Origin of the sequence: Brevundimonas sp., from assembly GCF_018608325.1 — a bacterium.
Taxonomy (GTDB): Bacteria; Pseudomonadota; Alphaproteobacteria; order Caulobacterales; family Caulobacteraceae; genus Brevundimonas.
In genome coordinates this window covers 1,982-17,118 of record NZ_JABAZW010000163.1, presented here as the reverse complement: position 1 = coordinate 17,118, position 15,137 = coordinate 1,982, and the positions used below count along the sequence as shown (strand labels likewise).

Genomic DNA, 15,137 nt, shown 5'->3' with positions numbered 1-15,137 from the left:
GTAACTAACCCAAGGACTCTGGTCGCCGCTGGATGAAAATTCAGAGGCACGTCACCAGCTCTCTCCAATAATGCCGCCAACTCTGCGTACATCTGGATCGCATAAGTTTCGACGGCACGTTGATTGACGGCACTTCCCATCTCACACTCCGATCACCAAACTTCACGTCAAAGTTGAGGGGAATTGGTAAATGCTACAAATAGAAATTTGTACGTAATTTTACATACACATACCGCACAATCTCTCGCGGTAGGCATTCAGTATGATAGTGAAAACATAAATTAAAGGACAAGAAGAGACACAAGTCTCAAGGCATGAATCATGATAGAACTTGAAATAAGTAATTAAATTTGCCACGTCAGCAAAAATGATTCGGTCAAAAACTGACCACAATCCAACAAAACCAACACTTTTTCGATTCGGAGCCTACTCGATGCAGGACAATTCCATAGAATTGCACATCAAAAAGGTACTTATCACTTTATCCAACCTAGCTCGGAACTCCGGACTCCCCATAGCCGAAGAACTTGCCGCGCTCGCCGAAAAAATAAAAACAGGTCCGTTAGGAAACGCCTAGCAGAGCACTTAAGCACTCAATTGGAACGATATAGGGTCGCTCAACCCAGTAACATTTGAATTCCGCCCCCCCCTTACTCCATTTTTCAACGCGCCCAGTGAGAGACTGTCGCACGGCTGCTGCCATCTGCTATCAGGCCAAAGATCGGCGGTGCACACGCCGACCGCCTGGAGAGACTTTATGCGCGTTGCGATGATCGGCACCGGCTATGTTGGCCTGGTGTCAGGGGCCTGTTTTGCCGACTTTGGTCACGTGGTGACCTGTATCGACAAGGACCCGTCCAAGATCGAGCGTCTGAACGGCGGCGAGATCCCGATCTATGAGCCGGGCCTGGATGATCTGGTCGCGACCAATGTGCGCGAAGGCCGACTATTCTTCACCCTGGATGGCGCCGAGGCCATCCGCAACGCCGATGCGGTCTTCATCGCCGTCGGCACCCCGACCCGTCGCGGCGACGGTCATGCGGACCTGTCTTACGTCTATGCGGCCGCCGAAGAGATTGCAGGCCTGATCGACGGCTTCACCGTCGTGGTCACCAAGTCGACCGTCCCGGTCGGCACCGGCGACGAGGTCGAGGCCATCATCAGGAAAGCCAACCCCAACGCTGACTTCGCCGTGGTGTCGAACCCCGAGTTTCTGCGCGAAGGCGCAGCCATCGGCGACTTCAAACGCCCTGACCGGGTGGTGATCGGCGTCAACGATATTGATGGCGATGTGGGTCAGCGCGCCAAGGGCGTGATGGGCGAACTGTACCGTCCGCTGAACCTGAACGAGAGCCCGTTGCTGTTTGTGGGCCGCCGCACCTCAGAACTGATCAAATACGCCGCCAACGCCTTCCTGGCGATGAAGATCACCTTCATCAACGAGATGGCCGACCTGTGCGAAGCCGTCGGCGCCGACGTGCAGCAAGTCGCGCGCGGCATTGGTCTGGACAAGCGGATCGGCTCTAAGTTCCTGCACGCCGGTCCGGGCTACGGCGGCTCCTGCTTCCCCAAGGACACCATCGCCCTGGTCCGCACGGCCCAGCAGTACAACGCCCCCGTTCGCCTGATCGAGACCACGGTCGAGGTGAACGATGCCCGCAAGAAGGCGATGGCTGGCCGGGTCGAGACGACACTTGGCGACAGTGTCGCGGGCAAGACGGTCGCCCTGCTGGGTCTGACCTTCAAGCCCAACACCGACGACATGCGCGATGCGCCATCGCTGGATATCGCCCCCGCCCTGATCGCCGCCGGCGCCAAGGTCCAGGCCTTCGACCCCGAGGGCATGCACGAGGCCGCCAAGCTGCTGGACGGCGTTTCCATGAAGGCCAGCGCCTATGAGGCCGTCACGGGCGCTGACGCCGTGGTCATCGTCACCGAATGGGACCAGTTCCGCGCGCTCGATCTGGACCGGGTCAAGCAACTGATGAACCAGCCGGTGCTGGTCGATCTGAGGAACGTCTACCGCTCCGACGACATGCTCAAGCGCGGGTTCAAATACTCCGGCATCGGACGCGGCTGATGGCGACGCCGATCATCGTCACAGGCGCAGCCGGGTTCATCGGCATGCACACGGCCGAGCGCCTGCTCGACCGCGGCGAGACCGTGATCGGCGTCGATGTCTTCAACGACTATTACGACCCGGCGCTGAAAGAGGCCCGCGCCGCACGGCTGGAAGCGCGCGAGGGCTTCCGCATGGTCCGGGCCGACATCGCTGACCACGAGCAGATGAAGGCCCTGGTCGCCGACAGCGGGGCCAAGCGGATCGTGCATCTGGCCGCTCAGGCGGGCGTCCGCTACTCGATCGAGAACCCCTTCGCCTATGAGCGCTCCAACCTGGCGGGTCACCTGTCGATCATGGAGGCCGCGCGCCACAACGGCGTGAAACACCTGGTCTATGCCTCGTCCAGTTCGGTCTATGGCGACCGACCACTTGAGGGGGCGGGCTTCCGCGAAGACGACCCGACGGTCGATCCCGTCTCGCTGTACGCCGCCACCAAACGCTCGTGCGAACTGCTGAGCCAAAGCTACGCCAGGCTGTACGGGTTCCCCCAATCAGGCCTACGGTTCTTCACCGTCTATGGGCCCTGGGGCCGTCCGGACATGGCCTACTTCAGCTTCACCCGGAAGATCGCGCGCGGCGAGGCCATCGAGGTTTACGGCGAGGGCCAGATGGCTCGTGACTTCACCTATATCGACGACATCGTCGACGGCATCGTCGGCGTGCTGGACAACCCGCCGCCGCAAGGTTCGCACGAGGTCTACAACATCGGCGACAGCCAGCCTGTCGGCCTGATGGAGATGATCTCCACGCTGGAAGACGCCCTCGGCGCCAAGGCGGACAAGATCATGCGCCCGATGCAGCCCGGCGACGTCACCGCCACCTATGCCGACGTCTCCAAGCTGAACGCCCTGACCGGCTATCAGCCCAAGGTGCCGCTGAAGGACGGGCTGGAGCAGTTCGTCAAATGGTGGCGCGGGTACGAGAACGGTTGAGCCCTACTCGGCTTGCGGCACCGCCCGCGCCCAGTCCCAAGGCAACTCCGGCGAGGCGGCTGACAAGCCTTCGTCCACCGTCGGCTGCTTACGGTTCAGATAGGTGACGTGGCTGGCGCCGATGGATTTCAGATGGATTTCATCGCCCATTTCGACCACGCGATGGACCATCACATTATTTGTGCGCGCGTGCGCCATCTGGATCAGGGCGTCACGTCGCTGCCCCACGACGCTGGCGTCGATCGCCATGCCGCTGAAGGCGTAATTATTGATGACCGTCTTGGCCTCCGCCACAGTAGAGACTCCCGCGGTCAAGGCCCGGAAGAAAGGCTTCATCATCGCCGCCGTCTCATAGATCAGACCAGCGGGAGCCCCGACGCCAAAGCCCTCGACCTCTGCGATCACGGCCTGACGCATGACGTCGAGCACATTGCCGCATCGCTCCACGATGGCGCGACGCGGTCGCCGTGCAGAGGCGCTGACGAAACTGACCGGCACGATCAAAGCAAAGCCGCCATGCTCGTTGCGGTATTCTTCGAGCAGACTGTTCAACTGCTCCATCAGGGCCAGGTCCATCTGCTCGCGGTCGATTTCGGACAGGGCCGGAATGCGAGGCGGCAGATGGCGACGGATGGCGTAGGCGCCGACCTTTCCCTGATCCAGTCGGCGCACCGGCACGACTTCGAAATGCATCGCCACCTTGCCATGCTGCATCGAGAGGAAGGGTGCATCGAACCGACGCTTGGACAGGGGCGGCTTCCAGGTTTCCGGCGACGCCCCCTCGTGCGAACCGTCATAACCCGCGTCGCCCCTCAACCTCGCCCTGGCTTCAGTTTCAGGCTTGGCGATCAGCGGAAGCTCCGTCGGCCCGTCCCACACCGGACTATGACGAATCTCACTATCGGTGATCTCTACAACATAGGTCACGCTCGCAGCGCCATCGACCTCTGCACCCAGGAAGAAGCGCAACGTCGTGCACAGAACATCCTGACATCGCAGATAGCCTTCGTAGCCTTCGACCGTAGCGATTGCGGCCAGAATGGTCGTGTCGTTGAGTCGCACAAACACGTCAGGCAAGGGCATCTGCTTGGACAGGATTCGCTCGACGCTTTCCCAGACCATATCCGCCCGGCGCGGCCAACGATTGCCCAGCTTGTCCCGAATCGCATCCAGACACAGCAGGAAGACCTGGCCACGGGCGACAAGGCCAGAGGCGTTCATACGCCGAACCGACGCACGATTATCCGTGGCAATCTCATCGAAGGACAAAGAGGCCGTCAGATCCGCCACTCACCACCTCACGCCAGAAAACAGCACAACCATCAGCAGAAACAAGATCGTCAAACGAACCCCACCACTTCATGGAGTGTAAACAAAAGTATCGAAAATATAACACCTCAACAGTACGCATAAATACGTACATCAAGCACCGATACTGATCATAAGTTTTCCAGGTTACACACCTTAAGCGACAATCGACATTAAAAAACTACGACCTAAGCACACTTAAAAATAAACACTAAACATTGAATCAATGCACCAACCAGGAAAAAATATTCGGCCTACACCATTCACCTAAATCAACACATCGCACAGGAAAGATAGACACATTCTTACGACGTCGTTTCATGGCGTCGACCTCCACAACATCTGTGCGTCTTGCGACGTGGCCTGGCAGGGTCACCGACTTATCAATATGGCGCGATCGGCAGGTGGAACTTGCAGACGAACTAGCGATGGGAGGCGATTTGGAACACAGGTTGGGCGGTTCAATACGGCTCAGTTTCGGCCTAGAGTCACGGCCATGACTTATCGGGCGCGACTGTTCTCCAAATCTTTCGGGCTGGCGGCTGTGATGGCGGGCGGGCTGACGCTCGTCGCCTGCGCGTCGTCGCCAAAGCTGATCGTCGAACGGCCGCTTGGCGTAATCGATCTGGGATCGGTCTCGACCTACAGCCTGTCCTCGTCGGAGCATCCGATGGACCCGATCGTCGCGAATAGTCTGCGCAACGCCTTATCGAACGCAGGCTGGCGCGAGGCGCCCGAGGCCAGCGCGGACTGGCGGCTGGACGCCCTGTACGCCGTCCGACCGGCGACGACCGGCGCCTATCAAGGGGCGGAGCCTTCGACCGAGGACACGGTCTGGCTGCGATCGCCCTCTCCGCATCGCTGGTGGCGTCAGGACAAACAGGTGCGGGTTTTGATCCTGTCGCTGATCGCGCCGAAGACCGGCGTCGAGACGGCCCGCATCAGCGCCTCCCTGACGGCCATGCCAGACAAGCCCGCCGCGTCAGAAGAGGCCAGAACAATCGCCCTGCTGGCGGCGGCGGCGCTGGCGGCGCAAGCCCCTCAGACGCCGCGTCCAGCCCCTTAAGCCGTCTCAATCGCCTGCGGCAGACGGATGATGAAGGCCGCGCCCTCGCCCGGCCTGGTTTCACAACGAATATCGCCGCCGTGGCGCTCTATGACCGTACGGGCGAAGGCCAATCCCAGACCGGCGCCGGGCCGATCCGTCTCACCCTTTGAGAAGGGTTCGAACAGGCGGTGAAGCGTTTCTGCGCTCATGCCCTCGCCATGGTCGCGCACGGTGCAGACCCAGACCGCCTGCCCCGCGTTTTCACCCGCCACGACAGAACAGTTCACAACACTATCGGCGGGGCTGAATTTGATCGCGTTATCGATCAGATTCATCAACACGCGGGTGATCAGGCCCTGATCGCCGCGCACCAGATACTCCCCGCCGTCGGCATCAGCATCAGCTTCGATTCTCACGCCCCGCTGCGAGGCCTGGGGCCACATGGTGTCGGCGGCGTCCAGCAGGACCTGGGACAGATCGAACACGGCGTCGCCCAGGATTTGGGATTCGGCCCGCGCCAACTGCACATAGCCCTCGGCCAGGGTCAGGGTCAGGCGCGCATTGTCGGCGATCCGACGCTCAAACGCGGGGTCAGCCCGGTCGTGCGCGCCGCTTAACAGGGTCAGGATCGAGACCTGCGGCGCCCGCATGTCATGACTGAGAAGTTGCAGCGCCTGTTCGCGCTGGCGTTCCGCCAACCGGAACTCGGTCATGTCAGCCAGCCGCACGATCCGTCCCTGGGCCACACCGTTCGCATCAACCAGGGGCGCGGAACTGACGAACACCCGACGGCCCGTCGGGGTGGCGATTTCAACGGGCTCGATGCTCTCTTCGGCGCCCTGACCTTCTGAACCCAGACCACCGATGGCCTTCAGCAAGGGCGCCAGCGGCGCGCCGGTCAGTTCGCCCCGGCCAAACAGCACCTGAGCCTGCGCATTGGCCATGACGACCGCGCCAGTCTCGCTGACGACCAGTGTGGCGTCCGGCAGACTGTGCAGGGCGTCGGAAATGAACCGTTCCATATCGCGCAGGTCCGACACCGCCGTCCTCAGCGTCTCCACCTGTCGCGCCACGACATCCCCGCCCGCCAAGGTGGTGACGGCGCGTGGCGCGGCGCCAGAACGCGCAAAGGCGTCCACCTCAACCTGCATATAGGCGGATGCCGCCGCCAGCCGCCGCCAACTCCACAACGGATAGGCCAGAGCCAGGCCCGCCATCGCCGCAAGCGGCGGGAACCAGACACCGAGCCGGAAGGCCGTCGCGCTGATCGCCAAAAGCGTGACCGCAAGACCAGCGCCGGCAATCAGGCTCCACAGCGGACGCAGCAGCAACAGCCCGCCCATCAAAAGCCACAGCGGTATCAGCGACAACAGGGCGACCCAGAGCAGCGGCGTCGGCGTGACGGCGTCATGATGCAACAGGGTGTCGACCAGGCTGGCCTGGATTTCGACGCCGGGCATCAACTGGCCCTCACCCGTGGTCGGCGTGGCGTATCGGTCGCCCTGTCCGTCTCCGGTCATGCCGACCAGAACCAGTTTTCCGGTCAGAAAGGCTGAAGGTGTTTCGCCGCGCAGCAGATCGACAAAAGACACCGTACGGAACTGACCGGGCGGACCACGATAGCTGACCAGCACCGCCCCTTTGCCGGTCAGGTGAGCGACGGACTGGGCCTGATCCGAGGCGACGACGCCTGGGCGCGGGTTTACTGTCCGTGTCAGTTGGGCGGCCAGATGCGGCCATGACGACTGACTCGCTGAGAGAAAAAGCGGCATCCGGCGGACGACGCCGTCATCGTCCACGACCAGATTGACGTGCCCCAGACCAGCAGCCGCAGCGCGCAGTTCGGGGATGGGCTCGGTCGCCTGCCACGGGGCTCCGTTTTCCCCGACCGGGTCAACCAGCATGGGCAGATAGACATTGCCTGCCGAACGGATTGCGCGCGCCAGATCCGCGTCGCCGCTGGCCGAGGGCTCTACGAACAGGACGTCATAGCCGACCGCCTTGGCCTGCACCTGCGCCAGCCTGTCGATCAGATCGGCATGAATCTGGCGTGGCCAGGGCCAACGCCCCAGGGCCTCCAGACTGCGGTTGTCGATGGCGACGATCACGATCTGCTCGCTGGTCGGCCCCGCGCGCATCCGCATCCAGGCGTCATAGATCATATTGTCCGGCCGAGCGGTCGCCGCCGTCAGCGACAGCCAGATCACCAGAGCCGAGGTCAAGACGCCGACCAGAGCCCATTCAACCAAGGCCCTGGCTATGAACCCCCGCCCGACGGCGCCCACGGGACGTAGGCCCTGCCTACCCGTCGACAATCGGGCGCGCTCCTCGGCCAAGACCGTCAGCGACCGATGTGGAGCGTCTGCGGCTCGGACCAGGTTTCCAGAATACGGCCAAACGCCTGTCGCGTCGCCCGAACGCGCCATTCATAATCTCCGGGCTTCAACCCGGTCAGGGTGATCTCAGGCGCGTCCAGCCGAACCTCATCGATCACGGGCTGAACGTCCGGGGCCGTGGAAACCGGACGGATCTGGAAGCGGAAATGCACATCACCCGCGCCCTGCGCCTCCCAGCGGAACAGGAAGCGCCGCTCGCGTCCCCGGCCAAACACCGAGGCGGCCAGATTACTGAGCCCGTTTCGGGCGCGCAGCAGGCTGTAGTTTGAAGCCAATCCTTCGACGCCGTCAGCCGTCACCGCGGTCAGGCGCACGAAATAGGCGCCGTCATCCAGTTGATCGAACACAACGGCGTCGTCCGACGTGTTGCTGCGCGCCTCTGCAAAGGCGTCGATCATCCCGGCGTCATTGCCCAACCGCGCGCGATAATAGGCGATGTCGTCCTGGGGCTTGAGCATCAGGGACACGGCGGCGGCGCTCTGGATCCTGTCGGGTTGCAGCAGGTCAGGCGCGGGCGCCAGAGCCGTCAGATATGCCTTCCCCTTGGCCGAGACCACGCCCTGGCGCGCCTCAGCTTCCAAGGCGGCATCTTCGCCCGTCACGCCCTGCGTCGAGACGCCGACCAGACCCTCGATCACCTCAGTGGCCGCGCGATCGACCGCATCATCATAGGACACGCGGAACTGGGTGCCGCGGACGGCAGAGACTGAAACCGGCGTTCGGATGGCGAAACCGCCCGGCACCCGCACCGGGGCGACGCTGGCCTCGGCGCGTCCAGTCTCGACGCGCATCTCCTGATCCAGAGCTCCATTCAGCAGAATGGTCCGCAAACGCCCGACACGCACCCGGCTCTGCGACGGCAACGTCACATGACCGCCGTCGGGCAGGCCCAGTCGCACAAAAGCGTTTGCGCCGGTGGCGATGACCGCATCCTCGGTGACGATCTGGCCGACCGTCGGCGGGGCGCTCTGGCCGCCCTGCTGGATCGTCACAGCACCGCGAAAGCTGGCGATCCGGGCCTGGGCCGGTTCCGTCCGCAACAGATCCACGGGAAACTGAACCACGCGGCCTACCGCCATGCGCCGATCATTGCGCACACGGTTCAGGCGTTGAACCTGCTGATAATCAGACACCCGCAGCAGATAGGCGCGGGCCAGGTCCGAAAGCGTGTCTCCAGGCTTCATGACATAATCGACCGTCGGACGCTTGGGTGTCGTGCTGGTCTGCGCCGAAACCGAATCCACACAGATCGTCGCAGTCAGACTGGCGCCGATGATCGTCGCCGCCACCAGGTGTCGCAGGCCCATACGCCTCATTGTTCATCGTCCTTCAGCGGCGCGTCGCGCTCGGCGCCAGCCAGACGCTCCAGCCGATAGCCATAACTATAGACCGGTGTCAGTCGAAAGCCGTTCTCGGGCCGCAAACCCAGTTTGGAGCGCACCCGCGACACATGCATGTCCAGCGAACGGCTGTTCAGGTCGGGCTCGCTGCCCCAGGCGGATTCGGCAAGATAGCTGCGTGAGAGGGCGCGGTGGAGATTGCGAAACAGCACCAGGGCCAGAGAGAATTCACGGGCCGTCAAGGTGACGCTATCGCCGCGCACGGCCACGGTGGACATGGCGGGGTCAAAGGACAGGCCCGCATGGGTCTCGGTCCCGCCATGGGCTCGTCCCGGATAGGCGCGCCGCAACAGGGCGGCGATGCGGGCGGCCAGAACTTCGGGCGAAATCGGCTTGGTCAGATAATCATCAGCGCCGGCCTCCAGACCCGCAACAATATCGGCGTCGTCGGTCCGGCTGGTGACCAGCAGCATCGGTGGCGCAGGGTCCACATTCAGCCGCACCCAGCCGATCACCTCCAGACCCGAACGGTCCGGCAGGTTCCAGTCCAGCACCATCAGATCAAAGGTGTCTCGGCGCAGCGCTGACAACAGGGCGCTGGAACGGGAGAATCCCGTCGCACGATAACCGGCGTCCTGAACCACAGCCCTGATGGCCGCCAACTGCACCGGATCGTCGTCGAGCACGGCGATCTTCATCGAGTCTCCACCCATGATTTCCGCCCTTTTAACCCGATGGCGCCGCCTGGAGCAGTCAGCTTCACTGTGAGCAGTAAAGAGTTGTAACCTCAAACGCCCCTTCGATGCGGCTCCTATAAGCCGAACCGGCCCACAGTTGTCGACCAGGACGGGCGAATTCCGCGTGCGGACAATCGTTTACAATACGCGACGTCAGACGCTGCTAGCGTAGCCATAACAGCTGAAGGCCGCCTTCGTGACAGATGGCGGGCCGGGCTCGCCCGTGGTTTCCAAGGTCGAGTCGCAGCCGATGAGGCGAGCAATTGCGATGACCAATCCTTCAAGCGCAAATCCCGCAACCCGCGTACTCAGCCCAGACGACGCCGCCCTCGACGCCCTGTGGCGCGAAACCTTCGGCCAGCCCCTGCCCATTCTGGGCGCGGGAAACATTGTCCGCGAAATCCTCAAGGAAAGAGGCGTCACTGTCCCGCCCGCGCCTCCGCAAAGATCGGGGGCGAAAAAGAGCGATACACTCGCCTCCGCGCCGGCCCAGACTGCAAAACCCATCAACGCGTCATGACCCCGGCCACAACTCCAAAACTATAGGGCTGAATTATCGAACGGGAATGACGTTACACTTTCGTCAGAAAGGCCCGTTCGTGTGCGGCCTTCCAAGATTGGCCTGCGCCCTTTTCGCGACCACGACGTGGACCACCTGCCTGACAATTTGAAACAGGCCTTTTAGGTTAATATCGCGACGCCTCCTGCTCCGGGGCAATCTGCACCGCCCAATATCGGACCGTTGATGAAGCGTTCTCGCCGCTATGAGGCGACGGCGTGAACCAGCAGGTAGATCACCACAGCAATCACGCCCCAGGTCACGAAATTGCAGGCGACGAGGACGGCCAGCGCCAATCGGGCCGACCACGACCTGACCGGCTTCGGTGCGGGAGCCCAAAGCGGGGGCCCTCTCTCTGGATCCTTCATGCTCGCCCCCTCCGAACATAGATGACGGCCCGCTTTGCCGTTGGGGGGTGCGGCGGGCCGTCGTGTCGTGAAGGCCGAAACCGAGCGACGGTTCAGTCGTCGTTCACGGCACACACCGAGGCAAGTTCCTGCGCGCGAAATTCACCTCATTTTACAATCTGAAGACCGAGCGTGAGCATCCGTTTTCCAACCGGCCGATGGCCCGTAGGTAGGATTTCGGCGCCCCTGCTGGCGGCGATATGCAGGCACGCCCTCGCGCGTTCCACGGTGGATTTCAGGCTCACAGTCGATGCAGCCGCTTACGCCAAAAATCTGCGGCCGGTGCGGCTGGTGGTGGGAGTTTAGGCCGCCACTGGCGGAGTTCTCGGTTTTAAACCGAAGTGGCGCACCCGACAGGATTCGAACCTGTGACCTCTGCCTTCGGAGGGCAGCACTCTATCCAGCTGAGCTACGGGTGCATATCGGCTTGACGCCAGAGTGACGCCGCTTACAGCAAGGCGCGGGTGGCCTCAATCCCGAATGCGCCACTTACCGGGAGGATTGTATGCGCGGATGGGTTCTGGGCTGCATTCTGATGCTGGCGAGCTGTGCGACTGCGGGCGCGCCCAAGACACCGACAGATAGTCTGGACGCCGTGGCGCGCGACTATGTGGCGCTGACGCTGGAGATCGGCGAACGCGAGCCGGGCTATGTCGACGCCTATTACGGCCCGGCGGAATGGAAGGCGGCGGCCAAGGCTCATCCGCGCACCGTGGCCGAGTTAAAAGCCGGGGCCGAAGCGCTGACCGCGCGGTTGAACGCCCTGCCTGCGGCCGATCCCGACCCAATGGTGGTTCAGCGGCGCAAGTACCTGCTGGCCCATGTGGCGGCGGCGGATGCGCGCCTGCGGATGCTGGGCGGCGAGAAGCTGAGCTTCGCAGACGAAGCCGAGGCCCTGTTCGGCGTGCGACCTGTGTTGAAGCCGCTGAGCAACTATGACCCCGTGCTGGCGCGGATCGACGCCCTGATCCCCGGCGAGGGTTCGCTGACCGATCGGGTGACGGCGTTCAAGTCGCACTATGTCATTCCCAAGGACCGGCTGCAGGTGGTGATGGACGCCGCCATCGCCGAGTGCCGCAAGCGGACGCTGGCGCATATTCCCCTGCCCGCAAACGAGAGCTTCACCCTGGCCTTTGTCGGCGACAAGCCGTGGTCGGGCTATAATTATTATCAGGGCAACGCCGCGTCCAAGATCGAGATCAACGCCGACTTTCCCATCTACACCGAGCGCGCCATCGATCTGGGCTGCCATGAGGGATACCCCGGCCACCACGTCTATAATGCGCTGCTGGAACAGACCTTTGTGCGGGATCGCGGCTGGGTCGAGATGAGCGTCTACCCGCTGTTCAGCCCCATGTCCTTCGACGCCGAAGGCAGCGCCAACTATGGCATCGACCTGGCGTTTCCGGGCCATGAGGGCGTCGATTTCGAAAAGACGGTCCTGTTCCCGCTGGCCGGTCTGGACCCGGCGACTGCGGAGAAGAAGGCGCAGTTGATGGCCCTGACACGCGAGTTGGCGCGGGCGGAATACACCATCGCCGACGACTATCTGTCGGGCCGGATCGGGCGCGAGGAGGCGATTGCACAACTGGCCAAATACACCCTGACCGAACCGGCCAAGGCGGCGCAGCGGTTGCGGTTCATCGACACCTATCGCAGCTACATCATCAACTACGGACTGGGCCGCGACACGGTTCAGGCCTGGGTCGAGCGTCAGGGGCCGGATCACTGGGCGGGGATGCGGACCCTGTTGTCCAGCCAGATCCTGCCAGTGGATCTGGCTGACTGAGGCGCAGCCTCCTCCCCATCACGGATGGGGAGGAGAAGCGATCATTGCGCGGTCATGCCGCCGTCGATCTTGAACTCGGAGCCGGTGACGAATTTGGATTCGTCCGACGCCAGATAGAGGACGCAGTAGGCCACGTCGTCGGGTTCACCGATCCGCTTCAGCGGGATGCCGCGAGCCAGACGTTCCGCCGCCTTGGCCTCGTCGCCGCCGGCCATGGCGATGAAGGGGTCCAGGATCGGGGTCTTGATGAAGACGGGGTGGACCGAGTTGCAGCGCACATTCCAGTCGGCCTTGGCCGCCTCCAGCGCCAGGGTCTTGGTGTACATCCACACGCCCGCCTTGGTGGCGTTATAGGCGCCCATGCCCGGCGCCGCCGCCAGACCGGCGATTGACGAGATATTGATGATAGAGGCCGGGGCCGCCGCGCGCAGATGCGGCATGGCGTGTTTGGCGCCCAGCATGATGGAGCGCAGGTTGATCTCGTACTGACGCTGCCAGTTCTCGACCGTGTCCTGCTCCACCAAGGCCAGCGGCCCGCCGATCCCGGCATTGTTCACCAGCACAGACAGACCACCCAGATCGGCGGCCACGGCCTCGATGACGCGGGTCCAGTCATCCTCGCTGGCCACGTCATGGGCATAGGCGAAGGCGGCGCCGGGGATTTCGGCATTGATGCGGCCCGCCAGCGCAGTTGCGCGATCGACGTCGATGTCGGACACGGCCACCGTCGCGCCTTCGCGCGCCAGCATGAAAGCCATCGCCTCGCCCAGACCGCCAGCCGCGCCGGTGATCAGGGCCTTCTTGCCGGAAACCCGGCCGGAACGAACGGCGCTCATGCTTTTGCTCCCAGGCTGGCGGCGGCTTCGTCGATGAAACGGGCCAGCGCCACGTCCTTTTCGGTCACGCCATCGGCGTCATGGGTCGTCAGCAGAATCTCGACGCGATTATAGACGTTCGACCATTCGGGATGATGATCCATCTTGTCCGCCAGCAGGGCCACGCGGGTCATGAAGCCGAAGGCGGCGTTGAAGTCGGCGAACTTCAGTGTGCGGGTGATGGCGGGGCGGTCGCCGTCATCGGCGACCCATGCAGGCAGCGCCTTCAGCGCCTCGGCGACATCCAGTCTAGCGTCAGTCATCAGGTTTCCTCTTTTTCTTTGGCGTAGGGCGCCGGATGGAGCGCGGCAAGCGTCCTGAACTTCACGCTGAAACCGCCTGATCGGGTGACGGCGGCGCAGCGACGCGCTAGATCATCGCGCATGACAGACGCCTCCTCGCACGGCCCGCATTCGCAGGGCGACCGTTCTTCCTTCGGCTTCCGCGACGTCGATGCGCGCGAAAAGGTGAAGATGGTGCGCGGGGTCTTCGATTCCGTGGCCTCAAACTACGATGTCATGAACGACCTGATGAGCGTGGGCGTCCACCGCATCTGGAAGGACATCGCCGCCAACAAGCTGAACCCGCGTCCGGGTGAGACCATTCTGGACGTGGCGGGCGGCACCGGCGACATGGCCCGGCGCTATTCCAAAATGGCGCGCGCGGCGCAAGAACGGCGCGGCGGTGACGACGCCAATGTCATCGTCATGGACTACAACGCCGAGATGATCCTGGCGGGCGTCCACAAGGGCGGCGAGCCGGAGATGAGCTGGTCGGTCGGCGACGCCATGAACCTGCCCCTGCCCGACGCCTCGGTCGACGCCTATTCGATCAGCTTCGGCATCCGCAATGTGGCCCATATCGATAAGGCCTTGTCGGAAGCACGGCGCGTGCTGAAGCCGGGCGGCCGGTTCTTGTGCCTTGAGTTCTCGCGCCCCACCACCGGCCCGATCCGCAAGGTCTATGACGCCTGGTCCTTCCACGCCATTCCGCGCATCGGCGGCTGGGTGGCCAAGGATCGCGACAGCTATCAGTATCTGGTTGAAAGCATCCGCCGCTTCCCCGACCAGCAGGCGTTCAAGGGCCTGATCGAGGACGCCGGATTCCGCCGCGTCTCGGTGACCAACCTGTCGGGCGGGATCGCCGCCATCCACCACGGGTGGGCGATCTGACCAGCCGGATCTATCGCACGGCCCCGCCGCCGCCCGCCGCCGTGGCGGTGCAGCACCCGGTCGCCGCTTTTTTACGCCTGCTGGGCTGGCTGTGGGTGCTGGTGCGCCATGACGCCCTGGTCCCGCGCGAGGTCACGCCCCTATTGCCCGCATGGACCCGGCCCTTCGCCCGGTTCGTGCAGCTGTTCTCGGGCCGCGCTGGACGGCAGGGCCGACCCGGTCAGCGATTGGGCAAGGCGTTCGAGCATCTGGGACCGGTGGCGATCAAACTGGGCCAGGTGCTGGCCACCCGCGCCGACATCTTCGGGCTGGAGTTCGCGCGCGATCTGGGCCGTCTGAAAGACGCCCTGCCCCCCTTCCCGGAAGCCGAAGCCCGCCGTGAGATCGAGAAGTCGCTGGGCCGCCCGGTCGAGAGCCTGTTCACCGATCTGGGACCGGCGGTCGCCGCCGCC

11 protein-coding genes, 1 tRNA gene and 1 pseudogene are annotated in these 15,137 nt (G+C 63.2%); 6 read left to right on the top strand and 7 right to left on the bottom strand.

Annotation, left to right across the window (positions count from 1 at the left end; all coding sequences use genetic code 11):
• Positions 1–757 precede the first annotated feature (757 nt).
• Entirely contained in the window at positions 758–2,080 is a 1,323-nt protein-coding gene (locus QZ281_RS16510) for a UDP-glucose/GDP-mannose dehydrogenase family protein (protein WP_292230257.1), read from the top strand.
• Positions 2,077–3,054, top strand: a complete 978-nt coding sequence (locus QZ281_RS16505; protein WP_292230259.1) for an SDR family NAD(P)-dependent oxidoreductase — start codon at positions 2,077–2,079, stop codon at positions 3,052–3,054. Before QZ281_RS16510 ends, QZ281_RS16505 begins: the two co-directional genes overlap by 4 nt.
• Positions 3,055–3,057: 3 nt before the next feature.
• On the opposite strand, the gene QZ281_RS16500 is transcribed toward QZ281_RS16505, so the two are convergent.
• Positions 3,058–4,275, bottom strand: a complete 1,218-nt coding sequence (locus QZ281_RS16500) for a hypothetical protein (protein ID WP_292230256.1) — start codon at positions 4,273–4,275, stop codon at positions 3,058–3,060.
• Between the two features lie 583 nt (positions 4,276–4,858).
• Between QZ281_RS16500 and QZ281_RS16495 the strand changes: the two genes are divergently transcribed.
• The gene (locus QZ281_RS16495) at positions 4,859–5,428 is read left to right on the top strand and encodes a hypothetical protein (RefSeq protein ID WP_292230254.1); all 570 of its coding nucleotides are present in this window, start codon (positions 4,859–4,861) and stop codon (positions 5,426–5,428) included.
• On the opposite strand, the gene QZ281_RS16490 is transcribed toward QZ281_RS16495, so the two are convergent.
• The 4 genes from QZ281_RS16490 to QZ281_RS16475 all read right to left on the bottom strand — a co-directional run bounded on the left by QZ281_RS16490 (position 5,425) and on the right by QZ281_RS16475 (position 11,268).
• Positions 5,425–7,659 (bottom strand): CHASE2 domain-containing protein, encoded by a 2,235-nt coding sequence (locus tag QZ281_RS16490; protein WP_292230253.1) that lies wholly within the window; start codon positions 7,657–7,659, stop codon positions 5,425–5,427. The two genes, QZ281_RS16495 and QZ281_RS16490, sit on opposite strands and share 4 nt — an antisense overlap.
• Before the next feature lie 92 nt (positions 7,660–7,751).
• A complete protein-coding gene (locus QZ281_RS16485; RefSeq protein ID WP_292230252.1) occupies positions 7,752–9,113 on the bottom strand; it encodes a FecR domain-containing protein in 1,362 nt (453 codons plus the stop codon).
• Positions 9,114–9,118: 5 nt separating this feature from the next.
• The gene (locus QZ281_RS16480; RefSeq protein ID WP_292230250.1) at positions 9,119–9,844 is read right to left on the bottom strand and encodes a response regulator transcription factor; all 726 of its coding nucleotides are present in this window, start codon (positions 9,842–9,844) and stop codon (positions 9,119–9,121) included.
• Between the two features lie 1,347 nt (positions 9,845–11,191).
• Positions 11,192–11,268 (bottom strand) — tRNA-Arg (locus QZ281_RS16475).
• 86 nt (positions 11,269–11,354) lie between these two features.
• On the opposite strand from QZ281_RS16475, the gene QZ281_RS16470 reads away from it, so the two are divergent.
• Positions 11,355–12,638 carry a hypothetical protein gene (locus QZ281_RS16470; protein ID WP_292230248.1) on the top strand — a complete coding sequence of 428 codons (1,284 nt, stop codon included), beginning with the start codon at positions 11,355–11,357 and terminating at the stop codon, positions 12,636–12,638.
• 41 nt (positions 12,639–12,679) lie between these two features.
• On the opposite strand, the gene QZ281_RS16465 is transcribed toward QZ281_RS16470, so the two are convergent.
• On the bottom strand, positions 12,680–13,474 hold the full coding sequence (locus tag QZ281_RS16465) for an SDR family oxidoreductase (protein ID WP_292230246.1): 795 nt from the start codon (positions 13,472–13,474) through the stop codon (positions 12,680–12,682).
• The gene (locus QZ281_RS16460) at positions 13,471–13,776 is read right to left on the bottom strand and encodes a 4a-hydroxytetrahydrobiopterin dehydratase (protein ID WP_292230244.1); all 306 of its coding nucleotides are present in this window, start codon (positions 13,774–13,776) and stop codon (positions 13,471–13,473) included. Before QZ281_RS16460 ends, QZ281_RS16465 begins: the two co-directional genes overlap by 4 nt.
• A 120-nt stretch (positions 13,777–13,896) precedes the next feature.
• Here QZ281_RS16460 and QZ281_RS16455 point away from each other — a divergent pair, with 120 nt between their 5' ends.
• Complete coding sequence (locus QZ281_RS16455) at positions 13,897–14,685, top strand: class I SAM-dependent methyltransferase (RefSeq protein WP_292230242.1); 789 nt, start codon at positions 13,897–13,899, stop codon at positions 14,683–14,685.
• Positions 14,673–15,137 (top strand): annotated as a pseudogene (locus QZ281_RS16450) (ubiquinone biosynthesis protein UbiB); the annotation flags it as partial. The gene QZ281_RS16455 and the pseudogene QZ281_RS16450, both read left to right, overlap by 13 nt.

Excerpts from the sequence above, each read along its gene's own strand:
- QZ281_RS16465 (WP_292230246.1), bottom strand. The coding sequence starts at position 13,474 with ATGAGCGCCGTTCGTTCCGGCCGGGTTTCCGGCAAGAAGGCCCTGATC.
- QZ281_RS16500 (WP_292230256.1), bottom strand. The coding sequence starts at position 4,275 with ATGAACGCCTCTGGCCTTGTCGCCCGTGGCCAGGTCTTCCTGCTGTGT.
- QZ281_RS16485 (WP_292230252.1), bottom strand. The coding sequence starts at position 9,113 with ATGGGCCTGCGACACCTGGTGGCGGCGACGATCATCGGCGCCAGTCTG.
- QZ281_RS16470 (WP_292230248.1), top strand. The coding sequence starts at position 11,355 with ATGCGCGGATGGGTTCTGGGCTGCATTCTGATGCTGGCGAGCTGTGCG.
- QZ281_RS16480 (WP_292230250.1), bottom strand. The coding sequence starts at position 9,844 with ATGAAGATCGCCGTGCTCGACGACGATCCGGTGCAGTTGGCGGCCATC.
- QZ281_RS16460 (WP_292230244.1), bottom strand. The coding sequence starts at position 13,776 with ATGACTGACGCTAGACTGGATGTCGCCGAGGCGCTGAAGGCGCTGCCT.
- QZ281_RS16495 (WP_292230254.1), top strand. The coding sequence starts at position 4,859 with ATGACTTATCGGGCGCGACTGTTCTCCAAATCTTTCGGGCTGGCGGCT.
- QZ281_RS16510 (WP_292230257.1), top strand. The coding sequence starts at position 758 with ATGCGCGTTGCGATGATCGGCACCGGCTATGTTGGCCTGGTGTCAGGG.
- QZ281_RS16455 (WP_292230242.1), top strand. The coding sequence starts at position 13,897 with ATGACAGACGCCTCCTCGCACGGCCCGCATTCGCAGGGCGACCGTTCT.